This is a genomic window from Limnohabitans sp. Rim8 (assembly GCF_945901735.1).
Lineage (GTDB): Bacteria > Pseudomonadota > Gammaproteobacteria > Burkholderiales > Burkholderiaceae_C > Limnohabitans_A.
Genome location: NZ_CAMDLM010000026.1, coordinates 41,511 through 56,852, shown reverse-complemented (window position 1 = coordinate 56,852; position 15,342 = coordinate 41,511). Strand labels below are relative to the sequence as shown.

The 15,342-nt window shown below is 60.7% G+C and carries 17 protein-coding genes; 14 read left to right on the top strand and 3 right to left on the bottom strand.

Annotated features, from left to right (window positions below):
• Nucleotides 1-70: 70 nt before the first annotated feature.
• Genes Q0O99_RS13025 through Q0O99_RS13015 form a run of 3 tightly spaced genes read left to right on the top strand, consistent with a single transcriptional unit; the run spans nucleotide 71 to nucleotide 2,557 of the window.
• The gene (locus Q0O99_RS13025; RefSeq protein WP_293752208.1) at nucleotides 71-1,087 is read left to right on the top strand and encodes a hypothetical protein; all 1,017 of its coding nucleotides are present in this window, start codon (nucleotides 71-73) and stop codon (nucleotides 1,085-1,087) included.
• Between the two features lie 19 nt (nucleotides 1,088-1,106).
• Nucleotides 1,107-1,610 carry a hypothetical protein gene (locus tag Q0O99_RS13020; RefSeq protein ID WP_293752206.1) on the top strand — a complete coding sequence of 168 codons (504 nt, stop codon included), beginning with the start codon at nucleotides 1,107-1,109 and terminating at the stop codon, nucleotides 1,608-1,610.
• Nucleotides 1,607-2,557, top strand: a complete 951-nt coding sequence (locus Q0O99_RS13015) for a hypothetical protein (RefSeq protein WP_293752204.1) — start codon at nucleotides 1,607-1,609, stop codon at nucleotides 2,555-2,557. Before Q0O99_RS13020 ends, Q0O99_RS13015 begins: the two co-directional genes overlap by 4 nt.
• 308 nt (nucleotides 2,558-2,865) lie before the next feature.
• On the opposite strand, the gene Q0O99_RS13010 is transcribed toward Q0O99_RS13015, so the two are convergent.
• Nucleotides 2,866-3,276 carry a surface-adhesin E family protein gene (locus Q0O99_RS13010; RefSeq protein WP_293752202.1) on the bottom strand — a complete coding sequence of 137 codons (411 nt, stop codon included), beginning with the start codon at nucleotides 3,274-3,276 and terminating at the stop codon, nucleotides 2,866-2,868.
• An 8-nt stretch (nucleotides 3,277-3,284) separates the two neighbouring features.
• A complete protein-coding gene (locus Q0O99_RS13005; protein ID WP_293752200.1) occupies nucleotides 3,285-4,211 on the bottom strand; it encodes a GNAT family N-acetyltransferase in 927 nt (308 codons plus the stop codon).
• Between the two features lie 81 nt (nucleotides 4,212-4,292).
• On the opposite strand from Q0O99_RS13005, the gene Q0O99_RS13000 reads away from it, so the two are divergent.
• From Q0O99_RS13000 to Q0O99_RS12985, 4 genes are all read left to right on the top strand, one after another.
• A complete protein-coding gene (locus Q0O99_RS13000) occupies nucleotides 4,293-4,481 on the top strand; it encodes a hypothetical protein (RefSeq protein WP_293752198.1) in 189 nt (62 codons plus the stop codon).
• Between the two features lie 15 nt (nucleotides 4,482-4,496).
• Nucleotides 4,497-5,360: a flagellar motor stator protein MotA gene (motA, locus tag Q0O99_RS12995; protein ID WP_293752196.1), complete on the top strand. Its 864-nt coding sequence runs from the start codon at nucleotides 4,497-4,499 to the stop codon at nucleotides 5,358-5,360.
• Nucleotides 5,360-6,364, top strand: coding sequence for a flagellar motor protein MotB (locus Q0O99_RS12990; RefSeq protein WP_293752194.1), 1,005 nt, complete (start codon nucleotides 5,360-5,362; stop codon nucleotides 6,362-6,364). Before motA ends, Q0O99_RS12990 begins: the two co-directional genes overlap by 1 nt.
• Nucleotides 6,365-6,448: 84 nt before the next feature.
• On the top strand, nucleotides 6,449-6,946 hold the full coding sequence (locus Q0O99_RS12985; RefSeq protein WP_293752192.1) for a hypothetical protein: 498 nt from the start codon (nucleotides 6,449-6,451) through the stop codon (nucleotides 6,944-6,946).
• Nucleotides 6,947-6,991: 45 nt separating this feature from the next.
• Here the strand turns inward: Q0O99_RS12985 and Q0O99_RS12980 are convergent, their stop codons facing one another.
• Nucleotides 6,992-8,245, bottom strand: a complete 1,254-nt coding sequence (locus Q0O99_RS12980; protein ID WP_293752190.1) for a sigma-54-dependent Fis family transcriptional regulator — start codon at nucleotides 8,243-8,245, stop codon at nucleotides 6,992-6,994.
• Between the two features lie 352 nt (nucleotides 8,246-8,597).
• On the opposite strand from Q0O99_RS12980, the gene Q0O99_RS12975 reads away from it, so the two are divergent.
• From Q0O99_RS12975 to Q0O99_RS12945, 7 genes are all read left to right on the top strand, one after another.
• On the top strand, nucleotides 8,598-9,092 hold the full coding sequence (locus Q0O99_RS12975) for an LPP20 family lipoprotein (protein WP_293752188.1): 495 nt from the start codon (nucleotides 8,598-8,600) through the stop codon (nucleotides 9,090-9,092).
• A 24-nt stretch (nucleotides 9,093-9,116) separates the two neighbouring features.
• Nucleotides 9,117-10,364 carry a hypothetical protein gene (locus Q0O99_RS12970; RefSeq protein WP_293752186.1) on the top strand — a complete coding sequence of 416 codons (1,248 nt, stop codon included), beginning with the start codon at nucleotides 9,117-9,119 and terminating at the stop codon, nucleotides 10,362-10,364.
• Nucleotides 10,365-10,393: 29 nt separating this feature from the next.
• Complete coding sequence (locus Q0O99_RS12965) at nucleotides 10,394-10,960, top strand: hypothetical protein (RefSeq protein ID WP_293752184.1); 567 nt, start codon at nucleotides 10,394-10,396, stop codon at nucleotides 10,958-10,960.
• Between the two features lie 19 nt (nucleotides 10,961-10,979).
• On the top strand, nucleotides 10,980-12,098 hold the full coding sequence (locus Q0O99_RS12960; RefSeq protein ID WP_293752182.1) for a hypothetical protein: 1,119 nt from the start codon (nucleotides 10,980-10,982) through the stop codon (nucleotides 12,096-12,098).
• Nucleotides 12,095-12,373: an EscU/YscU/HrcU family type III secretion system export apparatus switch protein gene (locus tag Q0O99_RS12955; RefSeq protein ID WP_293752180.1), complete on the top strand. Its 279-nt coding sequence runs from the start codon at nucleotides 12,095-12,097 to the stop codon at nucleotides 12,371-12,373. Before Q0O99_RS12960 ends, Q0O99_RS12955 begins: the two co-directional genes overlap by 4 nt.
• A gap of 152 nt (nucleotides 12,374-12,525) precedes the next feature.
• The gene (locus Q0O99_RS12950; protein ID WP_293752178.1) at nucleotides 12,526-13,335 is read left to right on the top strand and encodes a crotonase/enoyl-CoA hydratase family protein; all 810 of its coding nucleotides are present in this window, start codon (nucleotides 12,526-12,528) and stop codon (nucleotides 13,333-13,335) included.
• A 128-nt stretch (nucleotides 13,336-13,463) separates the two neighbouring features.
• Entirely contained in the window at nucleotides 13,464-15,317 is a 1,854-nt protein-coding gene (locus tag Q0O99_RS12945) for a feruloyl-CoA synthase (RefSeq protein WP_293752176.1), read from the top strand.
• Nucleotides 15,318-15,342 lie beyond the last annotated feature (25 nt).

The window sequence follows — 15,342 nt, the reverse complement described above, 5'->3', positions numbered from 1 at the left end:
AAGTCACCGTTCCCCCCAGCATGCTGTTCAGTCCTGACGGAAAGAAAGCCCAAGCCCAAGGTGCCACCGCATGAACACCCCGATCACAGCCCATGCCCCCCACCCGGACGACTTCGTCTTCCGGACAGCCGACCGCATGCGCATCGACGGCTGCACCAACGCCATCGCCCGCGAAGGGCTGAGCCTGTCGCTGCAATGCGAACACGAGGCCCTGCTCGATCACTACACCCACCTGCTGCTCAAACGCCTGCGGCAAGCAGCCCCCGAACACCACATCGAGGTTTATTTTCCAACCAACACCGACGCCTTGCTCGCCCGCTTCAACGACGCCCTGGCCCGCCAATCGGTGCAACAAGCCACCCGCACTTCCACCGGTGTCAGTCCTGCGCAAATATGGGTCGTGCACGACGCCCAAGCCCTGCCCGATGCCGAAATTCAGCTGCTCGCCCGCCTGATCCAGAACTTTCCTGGCGCCAACATCCGGGCCATCCTGCTCATGAAAGGCACTGCAGACGGCCACAACAACCTGTCCGCCTTCGGCCGCAAAATTTTGCGCTGGGAAATCGAAGCCCCCAACGCCGAACAGGCCCAAGCCACGCTCGACATGGCCCGAGCTGAAGGCCGCCAGCAGCCCGTGCAACAACTGCTCAGACGCATCAAACGCCAATCCTGGACCGACGATGGCCCCGGCCCCGAAACCGAAGACGCCGCCCAATTCGCCCAAGACGAGCCGCCCCACTTGGAGAAAAAAAATGCCGCCCAACAAATCAAGCAACAAGTGCAAGCTTTTCACGCAAATGGCCGCAAGGCCATTGACAAAAGCACCCAATTGCTGGGCAAATGGGACAAAAGCCACACGCGTTTGGCGCTGTGGGTCGCGGCTGCACTCACCCTGTCCACCCTGACCATGCTCTGGCTTCAACCCGAAGCCTTCGGCATTGGCAAAACCAAAGCCACGCAGCCCACGCCCGCGGCCATCGGGCTGCCAGAGCCCGGCACCGGTAACACACCCGCCCAAGCCCTCACCCCGACAACTGTCGGCCCGGCTGCCCCTGTTGCCCCTGTTGCCCCCAACAAGTTGCCCTGATCCAACCCAGGAACACGCCGTGAAAAAAAACACCCTCATCCGCAGCGACAAACCCCACGCCGTCAACATGCCTTCGGGCTCCAACGTGGCCGCTCGTCCAAGCACCCAGAAATTCAAGTCCTCGGAAACCTCCGACGACAGCCCCACCAACATTCAAAAAGTGGTGCCCGTCAAAACCCCCAAAAGCAAGCGCATCGAGCCCCCCACTCCGGCCGTCAAAACCGTGCGTGCCAAAGCCCTCGAGGGCCCGTTGTTCGAAGCCCCGACCCCACTTGCCAAACCCAAATCCAAACCCCCATCAGGCAAAACAGCCAGATCAAAACCCAAACTGCGCAGCGCGTCGCCCTCCAGCAGCGCCAAAGCGCAAGCCCTGGACGCAGCCCCCACACCCATTGAGCCCATATGGGAACAAGACAACCCTGTCAAAACCCGCATCGATCAACTCAGAGCCCGTAACGCCCAATTGGCAGAACAACTCCAGCGACTCCCGCAAATGCCCACAGCCCGAGGAAAACGACCATGAGCGACAAAGACTTCACCCCCACCGAACCCATCCTCGTGGATGCCCCCGGCAGCGAGGACAGCACCGCCCCAGCCCCCCACAGCGACAGCGACATGGCCCCCAGCGCTGCGGCACCGGCCCCCGAGTCGCGCCCGCACATGGGCCTCACCGTCGATGAACGTGCCTACCGGCAATACCAATCGCTGGCCCAAGTTGTGCTCGACTCTGCCGACATCGCCAGCAAGTCCGCCGAATCCGCCGCCGCCGCCAGCAGAAACATGCACAAGGCCACCACCGAATTCAAAGACCTGACCGAAGTCGGCCACAAAAAGGCCCTGATCCTGCTGGGCGCAACAGGCGGCCTGATGCTGATTTGTCTCATTTTCTTTTTGGTCATGGGGGTGCGCATGAACAGCCGCATCAACCAACTCGACACCATGATGCTGGCGGTCGGCAAGCGCGTGGTCGACCTCAACGTCGGCCTCGAATCGCTCAACGTCATCAATCGCAGCATCGAAGGCCTGACGGCGCAACAAGTCGAACAAGCCAAGAACCAAGGCCAGATCGAAACTCGCATCAGCGACGCGCTCAAAAAATCCGAAAACATGGTCCAGACCGTGCCCGGAGAAACCGCCAAACAAGTCGCCGCCACCAGCGACAACCTGCTCAAACAAGTCCAAGCCATCAACAGCCGGTTGCAAAGCCAGGCCGGTGCCGTGCAAACCCTGGGCAATGAAGTCAAAGCCCTCAAAGGCGCGGTCGGCAACGTCGACAAACTCAACAGCGACGTCCAAGCCCTGGTGACCCTGCAAAAAGAACGCTACCTCGAAACCCTGCAGAAAAACAACGCCAACGCCAACGCCAACACCAACACCAACCGCGCCGTCCAGTTCCCCCGCATCAACCCGCCCAAGCCCGCTGGCGAGCCTGCTGCTGCTGCCCCCGCAGTTGCGCCTGCGCCGCGCTGAAGCACAAAGACCACCCCAAAGGACCCTTGCCACCCCCATGACCCCGGACGAATAACCGTCCTGTCCCCCCAGAAAACCAGGGGGCCATGATCAAGTCCGTGACCTTGGCCTTGAAAAAGAGATTCCTTGTTGACGGGTTAAATTCCAAACAAGGGGGTCGGAAATGATGAAAACGGAATGCGCGCGTTACAAGCTCGAATTCAAGCCCGTCGCAGTGCCAGCGTTTGAAGAAGCTCTGAGCACGGTGGGTGCAGCACGCACTTGGGGTGTGGTCGATACGATCGGGTCAGGGCACAGCGCCGAAGGACTCATTCGACGCACACGGCGATGTAAGTGAGCACAAAAACGCCATTGGGGGGAATTTTTCGCCAGTAGCCCATGTCTTTCACGTCGGCGACTTTTTCGCCGGTCAGTTTGGGGCCGGCGAAACTGGACATCTGGCCCAATCGGTGCATTTTGTAGGTGCAATCGTATTCGTTCAAGTAGTGTCTGGAGCGCACCCCTTCGGCGTCCGGTTTTTTGAGGTCCTGCATTTCCCAGACCCGGCGGATCCTGTCTTCCCGCTCGATGCTTTTGCGGTTCACGTAAAGCGTCAGGTCCTGGGTTTCGCCGATGCGGGTCCATGCCTGCGCGGCGAGTGGGCTGAGGCAGCCCGCCAAGCCAGCACAGCACAGGCTCCACCGCACCACAGCACGCATTGAAAATGCTCGCAACGTCATGTTTGTTCTCAAAAATAAGTTCCCGCAAGGGTGATGGCTTGACCGCCTGTGCCCAGCTTGAAGCGAGAGATGCCGGGCAGATCGTGGGTGTTGACGCCCCCCAGATCGAGCTGCTCGACGCCCAGTTCCTGCAAGTAAGCCATGGCCTGCCAGAGCAAAGCGTTGTGGGCATTGAGCTGCCGGCCCTCTTCGTCAGCCCAGCCCATATGGTAACTGGCCACTCGGCCGTGAATCAGAAAGAGCATGCCGCCCACGGTGTTCTTGCCCAGTTCGGCATAGGCCACCACAAAGGCTTGACGGGGGTCGGCCGCAGCGGCGATGTAGGCTTGTACAAAATTGGTGGGCAAGCCATGGAATTTTTTCGCTTCGCGCTGGGCCAATTCCTGGCCCAGCAGCCAATCACAGCGCTTGCGGCTCGGTTGCACATGGATGCGCAGCTTCACATGGGACAGCACTTTGTTCAAGCGGTTGCGCCACTTGCCCTCGAGCTGGGCTTTCAAAGTGGGCAGCGGGTGGGTCAAATCGAGCAGCACAGTGGAATAACCGGTCATCACGCGTGACATGCCCCGGGTTTCAAGCGGGTCGAGTTGTTCGCCGGTGCGGTCGGGCGAAAACAAGGGGACTTTCAGGCGCGGCAGTGGGATCGTTTGGCGCAGGCGCTTGTAAATGTCGGCACGTTGCGCGGGGCTGAGGTCGGGATGGAAGATCGGGCCCCGCGTGCAAGAGGCCAAAGAGATGTAGCCCAACACCCGTTTGCACATGAATTGGGCAATGGCCACCCGCTGGCCTTCTTGCCAGACCATGGCCCGCGAGATGTTCACGCCCAATGAGGTCAAGGCCTCGCCGTAGGTCCAGGCCTGCTGCAAAGCACCGAGGTGGGTCGAATGAAATTCTTCCCAATCGGCTTGTCGCAGTTGCTCCCATTTCACATCCATATCGTCATAATAGGCAAATTTTTCAAATTCGACTCAAGATAACGCATTTGAGTCCGATGAACACAGGTGTTAATGGAAAAAATGAGCTCGTCATCGCCCAAAGAACATGCCATCTTGGGGCATGACATCCCCAAAGCCCGCTTGACGATTTCGGGGTGGGCTTGGGGGGCGCTGTATTTGGGTCTGCCTGTCATGTTGCTGGGCAATTTGATGGACTTCTTTTTTCAATGGACACTGGGTTGGTGCATCGGTATTTGGTGCATTGTCTAGACTTAAAGGGCCACCATGTTTTTCTTTGTCGGTTTAGCGGTTGTTTTTGGGGCGGTGTTTGGCGGTTACGTCATCGCTGGCGGCAAGATGGCCCCCATCATCAAGGCCGCGCCTTTCGAATTTCTGATCATCGGGGGTTCGGCCATTGGCGCTTCGTTGGTGGCCAACAGCTTTCCTGTGTTCAAGGCGGCCATGGGCGGCATTGGCAAGTGCATCAAAGGACCCAGTTTTCACCAAGCCGACTACCTGGCTTTGATGCTGCTGGTGGGCAAACTGCAAACGGTGATGAAAAAAGAAGGCGTGGTGGCGCTCGAATCGCACGTCGAAAACCCAGACTCGAGCCCGATTTTTGGTGAATTCCCCAAGCTGGCCAAGGACCACTCCATCGTTCAGATGATTTGCGATCCCCTTCGTTTGATGGTGATCTCGCAGGGCAACCTGGACGCCGATGCCTTGGATGATTTGATGAAAAAAGCCATCAAGGTGCACCACCATGAGGCCTTGTTGGCCCCCGGCGCGTTGGCCGGCATTGCGGGTGGTTTGCCCGCGCTGGGCATCGTGGCTTGCGTGTTGGGTGTGGTGAAAACCATGGGTTCGATTGACCAACCCCCGCCTGTACTGGGCGCGCTGATTGGCTCCGCGCTGGTGGGTACGCTGATGGGCGTGTTTTTGGCCTACGGTATGTTTGAGCCCTTTGCCGGGCGACTGACCCAAATCATCAACGAAGACGCACAAGCGTTTGACGTGATCCGCGAGATGATCGTGGGCAACCTCAAGGGCTACGCGCAACCGCTGGTGATCGAGTCCGCACGGGCCTGTATTTCTCACCACAACCAACCGAGCTTTTCCGAAGTCTTTGACGGCATGCGAGGATCCTGATGGCCGAGGCAGACAAAGCCGCAGCGGGAACACCCGAAGAAGTCGCTGCAGCTGCTGCTGCAGAGGCATTGCGGCCCATCATCATTGTCAAAAAAATCATTGCCGACGACGGTCATGCGGGTGCGCACGGTGGCGCCTGGAAAATCGCTCTGGCCGACATGATGACGGCCATGATGGCTTTCTTCTTGTTGATGTGGCTGTTGGGCGCCAGTACAGAAGACAGGAAAAGGAGTGTCGCGGACTATTTCAGGCCCACCTCCCACAGCCAGATCGTGTTTGGTGAAATGGCGGGCTCCAATGGTTTGTTCGGTGGCAAGTCCATCATCGACCCCGAAGGTTTCCCTTTCACCGCCAAGCAAACCGCGTTGCTCGAGCGTTTGACGCCTCAGGCCCAAGGTGGCCCAGGCGAAAGCTTTGGTTCATCCAAGGAAGAGAACAACAAGGATGGCCCCTCTGACCAAGACCCCGGCAAAGCCACGGGTTCGGGCTCACCAGGCGAGGGTGGCGGCAGTGGCTCGCCAGGCCAGAAACAGGACAAGGAAAATTTCGACAAGGTCGAAAAAGAGATCAAACAGAAATTGTCTGAAAGCCCGCAGTTCGAAAAAATCAAGGACCAAGTCAGCATCACGCGCGAGAAGGACGGTTTGCGCATTGAGGTGATCGACAAGGCCGACTTTGCCATGTACAGCTCTGGTGGCGCGGTGATGGGCAGCAAAGCGGCCGCCTTGATGGCTGAAGTGACCCAATCACTCAAACCGCTGCCCAACAAATTGTCGATTCGTGGGCACACCGACAGCATGGGTTTCGCGCCGGACAGCATGCGCAACAATTGGACCTTGTCAACCGAGCGTGCCGATGCCACGCGACAGTTCATGCAATCCCAGGGCGTGGGCAGCGATCGCTTCTCGCGCATCGAGGGGGTGGCCGATACCAATCCCAAAGTGCCAGGCAACGGTGCAGACCCGCGAAACCGCCGCGTCAGCATCACGGTGCTGAACCAGTAATCAGCTGATAACTGCAGCTTGACTGCACGCTAAGATGACAACCGACCGCATTGCTTTACACCAACACCCTCTAGAGGTTTCCTCATGTTTAAAAATACTGCAATCGGTATCGCCATCGGTCTTTCGGTCATGGGCGGCATCTGGGGGCTGGTGCACCTCTTGTGGGAAAGCCCTCCCGAGACCGATTTGATCACTGAAAGCCTGCCCGGCGACAGCAAAGGTGTGATGGATCTGATTTGCGAGCTGGAGCTGGACCTGGACGGTCAACTGGCTTTGGGCATCAAGGAAAACGAGCCCTCCAGGATCACCATGGCACAGATTGATTTCGAGAAAAAATCAGGTTGGTACCAAGGCAAGATTGCCATCTCTGAAAGCCGTTCAGGCACCCTGCAATTGATGGGCACGCGACTGAAGATTTACCGCCCAGCCATGTTCCAACGGTTTGGCGTCATGATCACCGGCGAAGAGTTTGTGGTGGACCGCAAAACAGGCAGTTTTGTGCAATCCCTGAGCCTGAACGACGGGCGCAATGTCAAGCTCATCAAGGGCACTTGCGCCAAAGTGATCAAACCACCCTTCTGAGTTCGACCACATTGGGTCTGCAACGCCTTTCCTTCAGAGGCCTGTTCAGGCCACGCCACGCAATTCGTATTTGTTGATTTTTTCGATGAGTGTGGTTCTTTGCAACTGCAGCAGCTTGGCCGTTTGCGACACATTGCCTTGGGTGCGGCTGAGGGCTTGCTCGATCAGGTTGCGCTCGATGTCGATCAGGTGTTGCTTGAGCGAGATGCCGTCGGGCGGCAAGGTCTGGATGCCTTGGGCCAGCAAGATGACTTCTTCGACCGAGCTCATTTCGTCGTTGGAGGCAGACAGAGGCATGGGGGCGAAGGCAGCTCGAGGGACAGGCGCAGCGTTGTCGCTGTCTGCGAACAAATGGCTCAGCGGGTCATTGTCAGCCCAGGGGCTTTCGGCATCGCCAGCTGCCGCGGGTGTCCCGTTGGGCTCTGTCATAGCCAAAGCGTCTTGCGGGGCCAAAACCGCTGCGAAGAGCGAGGGCTGCGGAACTGGTGAGGGCATTTGGCTCAGGAGCTGAGCCTGCAAAGCGGCCAGGCCCGAGGGCATCATGCAGGCGGGCACGGTGTGCACGTGCAGGTTTTGCGAGGGGAACAGCGTCGAAAAACGGTCCACCAGATTGGACAGCTCGCGCACATTGCCCGGCCAGGCATAGGCCTGAAGCATCAGCAGCGTTTCGGGTGCGAACTTCAGGGGGCGGTTGCCGGGCAGGGTGTGCTTTTCGGCATAAAACTGGAGCAATGCAGCAATGTCGTCGGGCCGCTCGCGCAAGGCGGTGGTGGTGATGGGCAAGACGTTGATGCGGTAGTACAGGTCTTCACGAAAACGCCCGGCTGCGACTTCAGCTTCGAGGTTTTTGTGGGTGGCCGCGACCACACGCACGTCCACCGGCACTTCGCGCGAGGCACCCACGGGCAGGAGGCAGCGCTCTTGCAGGACGCGCAGCAGCTTGACTTGCATGTCCATGGGCAAGTCGCCGATTTCGTCCAGAAACAGGGTGCCGCCGTGCGCCAACTCGAATCGACCCAAACGGTCGGCCACGGCCCCTGTGAAGGCGCCTTTGCGGTGACCGAACAGTTCGCTTTCGATCAGCTCACGCGGGATGGCTCCGCAATTGATGGGCACAAACGGGCCGCCAGCGCGGGGGCCTTGGGCATGCAGGGCCTGGGCCACCAGTTCTTTGCCAGTGCCACTTTCGCCCGTGACCAGGGCTGTCGAAGACGACGCGGCCAAGGTCTGGATGAGCTCGCGCAAAAACTGCGTCGCTCGGCTTTGTCCAATGATTTGGGTTTTGGCGCTGGCTTTCATGTCAAATCGGTGTTGGGTGGGACCCAGTGGCTTTCAGCGCATGCCGCCATGGCACGTTGCACTGAAGGCGCCAAGCCGCCGTTGAAGAGTGGTTGACGGTCATTTCACTGGCTAGTTGAACAATTGACAAATCATACTTTAGCAAGTATTTTCAAAAAAAACAGTTTTATCATCAAAAATAATAATTTTATAGTTCACCTTTGCCTGTGATTTGTCGAAAAACAAGCCCATGGACGCTCTAAAGCCCGGCGCAAGCTCAAGACTTGGGCATTGCTGTCGATGTATGCATCAAGACACAACACATCCACGCGCCGCTTTGGTTGGTGTGGGTGCCCGTTCATGGAGAAGCACAATGACCCGTACCCGTTCACTGGCAGCCGCCTTGCTGACCACCTTGGCCTTGGCCGGATGCCAATCCGTGCCCTTGAACCTCTTGGGAAAGGACACCACCGTCCCGCAGGCGGCCCCCGCCTCGATGATCAGCCCCCTGGTGGAAAAGCGTGAAACCCTGGTGGCCACAGGCTATGCCGTGATCAGCGTGCAAAACCACAAAAACCCGGCGCAGCAGCGCCTGTTGGCCATCCGCGCCTCCAAGCTCGACGCTTACCGCTCTTTGACCGAGCAGGTCTATGGCCAGCAACTTGACGCCACCACCACCGTGGCCGACATGACGGTGATGAGCGACACCTTCCGTGCCAAGGTAGAGGGCGTGATTTACGGCGCCACCATGGTCAGCATCACCCCGGTCGGCGAAGACACTTACGAGACCACCATGTCGCTGGACCAGTATGTGGTGCGTGATTTGCGTGCCTTGTACCTGGGTCAGATGGCTTCGCGCCGCCGCTGATCACCTTCGGATTGGACTGACCCCATGCTGGCCCTTGTGAACTCGCCCCGCCTTGCTTGGTTGCGCATCAGCACAGCCGTGCTGGCCTGTGCGCTGGCCAGCACAGCCGCAGCCCAAAGCCCTAGCCCTGCCGAGTTGGCGGCCAAGGCGCTGGCCTCGGCCCCGGTGCAGGCCCTTTTGAATGCCCAGGCCCAGTCGGCCAAGGCGGTCCAGAAAAACCCACAAAATAACCACGACGCGCAACTCGCCGCCATCCGTCAGGCCATTCTGGACGCCACCCTGGACCGGCCCACACGGGTGATCAGCTCGGCCTGGGTCGACAACAAGGGGGCTTTTCACGAAAGCGCCCATTTCCACTCCGAGGCGCAGGTGCGCGGCGTGCGGGTCTTGTCTTATGTGCAAGGCGACGAACCCGTAGCCCAGGTCAGCGCCGAGGTCTTGCCCTGGGGCTGGAAGCCCGTTGGAGCAGACCAAAGCTGCAAGGCACCGCCCCGGCCCTGGCGTTTGCCTCTGGGCGTGCAAGTCGTGATGCCTGAGGGCTTCAGTGGCCCGCAGCTGTTTGCCAGCCAGACCCTGCTGGAGCTGGCGCAACAGTCCTGGAGCCAGAACATGCAAGGCTCTCAGCGCTGGCGCACGCACAACGTGGCGCAAGCTGCCCCGCAGTCGGACAACGCTTACATGCGAGCACTCACCGGCCAGACCGAGGAGCGCAGCGGCTGGATGGCCGAGATTTCGCTGCAACCGCATGCCCCAGCTGTGGCGCGTTCGTGGACCGAGTACCTCGGCCTGAAAGACAGTGACCCGCTGTTGCGCTGGACATTGAGCTTGCGCTTGGGCCAAAAACTCAGCCCGGCCTCGCGCTTGGTGCCCCAGTGGCAAATCGACCAGATCATCTCGATCGTTCCCACGGCGCTGGCGCAAAGCCCCACGGCCTGGGCGCAGCAGATGCAAGGCCTTTTGCAAGAGCGCATGCGCCAATGGGTGGCCCAGCTGGACAAGCAAACCGAATGCGAGCCGGTGCAGTTCCATGTGCGCCGCCAAGGCACGCAGTCCCTCGAGCTGCAAGCGGGCTTTGACAGCGGATTGCGCCCCGGTGACCGCGTGCTCTTGATGGACCCCGCCCATGTGCCTGCTCGCATGCTGGAGCCCGGCGTGGCCCAGCATCTGGCCTTGGCCCAGGTGGTCAAGGTTGGCCCACATCGCACCGAGCTGCAACAACTCGCGGGCCCAGCCCTGGCCTCGCATGGCGCCTGGATGGCCCTGCCTTTGTGAGCCTGTTCAACCCGAACCACAATACCCCTATGACCTCTGCCGTTTCTCCCCACCGTCACTTGGCCTCCTGGCTGCTCGGCAGCTGCGCGCTGGTCGGCGGGAGTTCGACCGCCTGGTCGGCTGACTCTGCAGGGGCCTTGGCGCTCCAGGCCCTGCTGGGGCCCCAAGCCGCATTTCAGCAAATGGGCGGCTTGCCGCCCACACCGGCCCATTCGGCGGAGGGTCTTGCGCACACCAGCCCTTCGGCGAACACCTCGGCACCCGCGGCCTCAGCCATGGCAAGCGGCACGGTCACCGTGCAACGCGGCGAGACGCTGGACCGTGTCATCCGCAGGGCATTGCCGGATGTCCCTTTGCACCCCGACTTTTTGCGCAAGGCCTTTGTGAGCCTGAACCCGCAGGCTTTCCCATCGGGTTCACCCCATCAGATGCGGTCCGGGGTCCAATTGAAGGTGCCCAGCCTGCCTGCCTTGCGCCAGATGGTGTTGAGCCAGCACCCGGGGGCAGCAGCGTTGCTCCGCGGGGCTGACGAACAAGCACCACAAAAGACCGCAACCGAACCGAACGACCAACGCCGCTGGGTGCGTTACCCCTGATCGCAGCGCAGGCCGCAGCATGATCACTGGGGCTGAAACCGCCCACCTCAACCCCAAAATTCCCACCATTTTTCTGGAGGGGAAATTGCCCCTGGTGGTCGAGCGCAACGCCGCCGAACTGGGCTTGCGCGACGGCCAGGTGATTCAATCCACCGTCGAGAACCGCCAAGACCGGATCCGCCTGATACTGCAAGACCCCGCGCAAGCCGGCCGTTTCATCGACTTACCCAAAGAACTGCCCGCGGGGCTGCGCCTGGCCTCGGGCGACACGGCCTTGTTTCGGGTGCAGTTGCAAAGCGATGGCTCGATCTGGCTGCGCCCGCTGCAAGCGACCGTTGCGGCTGCCCCCGCAGCCGCTGCACCTTTGGCGCAAATGCCCAACCGCATGCAGCAGCTGGGATTCAGACCCCCCGACATGAACGCCCTGGCCCTGCTGCTGCGCCCGGGCGGTCTGGACAGCCTGTTGAAGAGTCTGAACCCGGCGTCCCCCGAGCTGGCAGTCCTGCAGCAGTGGCGACGCTTGCGCCCCAGCATGGCCCAACTGACCCCGGAAAAACTCCAGCAACTCATGCAGCGCAGCGGCCTGATGACCGAAGCTTTGCTGTCGCAGGGCCACGGCAGTGGTCTGGTTGACCTGAAGTCGGGCCTGCGGCAGTTGCTGCGTCTGCTGCAAAGCACCAGCCACGAGGCGACGGGCCGAGTGCAAGATGCCATCGACGACATCGAGTCGCACCAATTCACTGCGGCCGAAACCCTGACGGGCCGCGAATGGGTGTTTTCGATGATGCTGCCATTTTCGGACGCCGAACCCGTGGCGCTGCGATTTGTTCGGGGCCGCAGCAAGCGTGGCGAAGAAAAAGCACCGCTGGTCATTCACCTGCACACCCGCAACCGCGAACTGGGCGAAGTGTGGCTGCAAACACGCATCAGCGACCAGACTGAAGTCGACATGGTCATGTGGGCCTTGCGCGAGGATGTGGTGAAACGGGCACGCGACCTGACGCCCAATTTGGCCGAAGAGCTGGACAGCGCAGGCCTGAACATGACCCGGCTGCACATCATCCACGGCCCAGGCCCCTCCGAGCCCATGCCCTGGAACCCGCCCGAGACCGGCAGCTTGCTGGATGTGCAGACATGAAAGCCCCACTGAAAGAAGCGATTGCGCTGGAATATGGCAAGCGCAAAACCCCGATCATCAGCGCCAGGGGTGAGGACGAGCTGGCCCAGCGCATCATCGACGAAGCCCAGCGCCACGGCGTCTATGTGGCCGAAGACCCTCAGCTGCTGGCCTTGCTCAGCCGCATCGACCTGGACAAGGAAATTCCTCCCGAGCTTTACACCGCCGTGGCCGTGATTTTGTCTTGGGTCTACTGGCTCAAGGGCATGCGCCCGGGCGACGAAAAAAGCCCGTAATTTGCCCCGCCTGTCGCACCACAGCTGAGCACATTCAGTCGCAAACCTAGGGTAAACACCAGACACCCGAAAGCCATCTGGTGCGCACAATATGGTTATCAGCAATAACCTTATTGCATTCCCCGACCCAGACCCGCCTAGGACCCTTTGCGATGACCACCTCTCCCCACCCCATCCTGCAACGTGCAGCTGCCCATGGCGTCAGTGTGGAGATGCAAGGCGCTGTGGCCGTGGTGCGCCTGTGCCGCCCGGCCAAGCGCAATGCGCTCAACGACGCCTTGATTGAAGCGCTGCGTGATGTGTTTCAGAACCTGCCCCCCGAAGCCCGCGCTGCGGTGATTCACGGTGAGGGAGATCACTTTTGCGCTGGGCTGGATTTGTCGGAGCTCAAGGAGCGCGACGCTGGAGAAGGCATTCACCATTCGCGTGGCTGGCACGTGGCGCTGAATGCGGTCGAACAAGGCAGCGTGCCCGTGGTCAGTGCGCTGCACGGCGCAGTGGTGGGCGGCGGGCTGGAGTTGGCCAGCGCCAGCCACATCCGCGTGGCCGACGAGAGCACTTTTTACGCCCTGCCCGAAGGCACACGCGGCATTTTTGTGGGCGGTGGCGGCTCGGTGCGGGTGCCCAAACTGATCGGCACGGCGCGCATGATCGACATGATGCTCACAGGCCGTGTGTACGACGCGCAAGAAGGCGAACGAGTGGGCTTTGCCCAGTATTTGGTGCCCACCGGCACGGCTTTGGCCAAGGCCATCGAGCTGGCCACCCGCATCGCGACCAACGCCCCACTGACCAACTTTGCCCTCACGCACGCCATGCCCCGCATAGCCGAGCAACCGGCTGACCACGGCCTGTTCACCGAAGCCCTGATGGCCTCCATTGCCCAAGCTGCCCCCGAAGCCAAAGCCCGTGTGCGCGCCTTCCTTGAAGGCAAGGCAGCCAAAGTGCAGAAGGCCCGTTGAGCGTTTTTAGTTGAGCGTTGAGCGATGCGCAAACTCTGAACCGACACGCTGAACACTCAATGCAAAACGCTCAACGCAATGCCCTGAACACTCAACGCCCAACGCTCAACACCAAACCCGGACACACCATGACCGCCCCCAAATTCCGCCCCCTGAAGTTCGGCGTGACCCGCGTCAGCGTGCGCGACGGCGTACCCGGCACGCGCTACCTGCAGGCCGATCAGGCGCTGCAGGCTTTTCCGGAGCGCCTGACCGATCGCCTGCAGCACTGGGCCCAGGTCAAGCCCGAGCAGACTTTCATGGCGCGGCGCATCCAGCAAACCGATGGCACGCTGGGCGACTGGCGGCACATCACCTATGCACAGGCCTGGCAAACGGCACGCAGCATTGCGCAAAGCCTGCTCGACCGGGGCCTGAACGCCGAGCGCCCGGTGGTGATCCTGAGCGAAAACAGCTTGGAGCACGCCCTGTTGGCCTTGGGTTGTCTGGTGGCTGGCGTGCCCTTCGTGCCCACCTCGCCGCCCTACTCCTTGGTCAGCATGGACTTCGACAAGCTCAAGCATGTTCTGCGCACTGTCACGCCCGGCCTGGTGTTTGCCTCAGACGCCCGCTATGCCAAAGCCATTGCCGCCACGGTGGCCGACGACATGGAAGTGGTGATGTGCGAGGGCCAAGTGCCCGGCCGCACGGTCACGGCTTTTGACAGCCTGTGCGCCACGCTCGCCACACCCGCGGTGGATGCCGCCATGGCCGCCACCGGCCCCGACACCATCGCCAAGTTTTTGTTCACCAGCGGCTCGACCAAGCTGCCCAAGGCGGTCATCAACACGCAGCGCCTGTGGTGCGCCAACCAGCAACAAATGGCCCAATCCATGCCCGTGCTGGCCGAGCACGAACTGGTGCTGGTCGACTGGCTGCCCTGGAACCACACGTTTGGTGGCAACCACAACTTTGGCATGACGGTGTTCCACGGCGGCACGCTCTATATTGACGACGGCAAGCCCACGCCAACGCTGATGCACGAGACCTTGCGCAACTTGCGCGAAATTGCGCCCACGGTTTACTTCAACGTGCCCACCGGTTTTGAAGCGATTGCCCACGCCATGAAGACCGATGACCAGCTGCGCAAAACGCTGCTCTCGCGGATGCAGATGTTCTTTTATGCCGGCGCTGCATTGGCCCAACCGATTTGGGACAGTCTGTACGAATCGCAAGAGCGCGAGATCGGCGAGCGCATCGTCATGGGCACGGGCCTGGGCATGACCGAATCCGGTCCCTTTGGCATTTTCGTGACCAACCCTTTTGTCCAAGCGGGCGACCTGGGCGTGCCCACGCCAGGGCTGGAGCTCAAGCTGGTGGACAGTCAAGGCAAAACCGAGGTGCGCTACCGTGGCCCCAACATCACACCCGGCTACTGGCGCAACCCTGAAGAAACCGCCGGCGCATTTGACGAAGAAGGCTTCTTCAAGACGGGCGACGCGGTCCAATGGATTGACGATGCGAATGTGCATCTGGGCCTGAGGTTTGACGGCCGCATCGCCGAAGACTTCAAACTGGCCACCGGCACCTTTGTCAGCGTGGGCCCGCTGCGCGGCAAGATCATTGCAGCGGGTGCGCCGTACATTCAGGACGCGGTGCTGACTGGCATCAACATGAAAGAAGTCGGCGCCATGATTTTCCCGACGCTGGCTGTGCGTGCGCTCAGCGGCTTGGGTGCGAATGCACCGATGTCGGACGTGCTCGCCTCGGCCCCGGTGCTGGCCAAGTTCCAAGACATCGTGAACACCCTGGCCCAAACCGCCACCGGCAGCGCCAACCGCATCGCCCGCCTGTGCCTGCTCAGTGAGCCGCCCACCATCGACAAGGGTGAGGTCACCGACAAGGGCTCGATCAACCAACGCTCGGTGCTCGCCCACCGGGCCGACACCGTGGCGGCGCTGCATGCTGACAAGCTGCAAGACATCGTTAAACCCCAAACCTAACCCGTAGGTCGGTGGCTTCAGCCCC

Bases quoted from the DNA above. Each gene is read 5' to 3' on its own strand.
- motA (WP_293752196.1), top strand. From the start codon at position 4,497: ATGTTTTTCTTTGTCGGTTTAGCGGTTGTTTTTGGGGCGGTGTTTGGC.
- Q0O99_RS12970 (WP_293752186.1), top strand. From the start codon at position 9,117: ATGCTGGCCCTTGTGAACTCGCCCCGCCTTGCTTGGTTGCGCATCAGC.
- Q0O99_RS12955 (WP_293752180.1), top strand. From the start codon at position 12,095: ATGAAAGCCCCACTGAAAGAAGCGATTGCGCTGGAATATGGCAAGCGC.
- Q0O99_RS12945 (WP_293752176.1), top strand. From the start codon at position 13,464: ATGACCGCCCCCAAATTCCGCCCCCTGAAGTTCGGCGTGACCCGCGTC.
- Q0O99_RS12980 (WP_293752190.1), bottom strand. From the start codon at position 8,245: ATGAAAGCCAGCGCCAAAACCCAAATCATTGGACAAAGCCGAGCGACG.
- Q0O99_RS13000 (WP_293752198.1), top strand. From the start codon at position 4,293: ATGAGCTCGTCATCGCCCAAAGAACATGCCATCTTGGGGCATGACATC.
- Q0O99_RS12950 (WP_293752178.1), top strand. From the start codon at position 12,526: ATGACCACCTCTCCCCACCCCATCCTGCAACGTGCAGCTGCCCATGGC.
- Q0O99_RS12975 (WP_293752188.1), top strand. From the start codon at position 8,598: ATGACCCGTACCCGTTCACTGGCAGCCGCCTTGCTGACCACCTTGGCC.
- Q0O99_RS13010 (WP_293752202.1), bottom strand. From the start codon at position 3,276: ATGACGTTGCGAGCATTTTCAATGCGTGCTGTGGTGCGGTGGAGCCTG.
- Q0O99_RS12965 (WP_293752184.1), top strand. From the start codon at position 10,394: ATGACCTCTGCCGTTTCTCCCCACCGTCACTTGGCCTCCTGGCTGCTC.
- Q0O99_RS13005 (WP_293752200.1), bottom strand. From the start codon at position 4,211: ATGGATGTGAAATGGGAGCAACTGCGACAAGCCGATTGGGAAGAATTT.
- Q0O99_RS13015 (WP_293752204.1), top strand. From the start codon at position 1,607: ATGAGCGACAAAGACTTCACCCCCACCGAACCCATCCTCGTGGATGCC.
- Q0O99_RS12985 (WP_293752192.1), top strand. From the start codon at position 6,449: ATGTTTAAAAATACTGCAATCGGTATCGCCATCGGTCTTTCGGTCATG.
- Q0O99_RS12990 (WP_293752194.1), top strand. From the start codon at position 5,360: ATGGCCGAGGCAGACAAAGCCGCAGCGGGAACACCCGAAGAAGTCGCT.
- Q0O99_RS13025 (WP_293752208.1), top strand. From the start codon at position 71: ATGAACACCCCGATCACAGCCCATGCCCCCCACCCGGACGACTTCGTC.
- Q0O99_RS12960 (WP_293752182.1), top strand. From the start codon at position 10,980: ATGATCACTGGGGCTGAAACCGCCCACCTCAACCCCAAAATTCCCACC.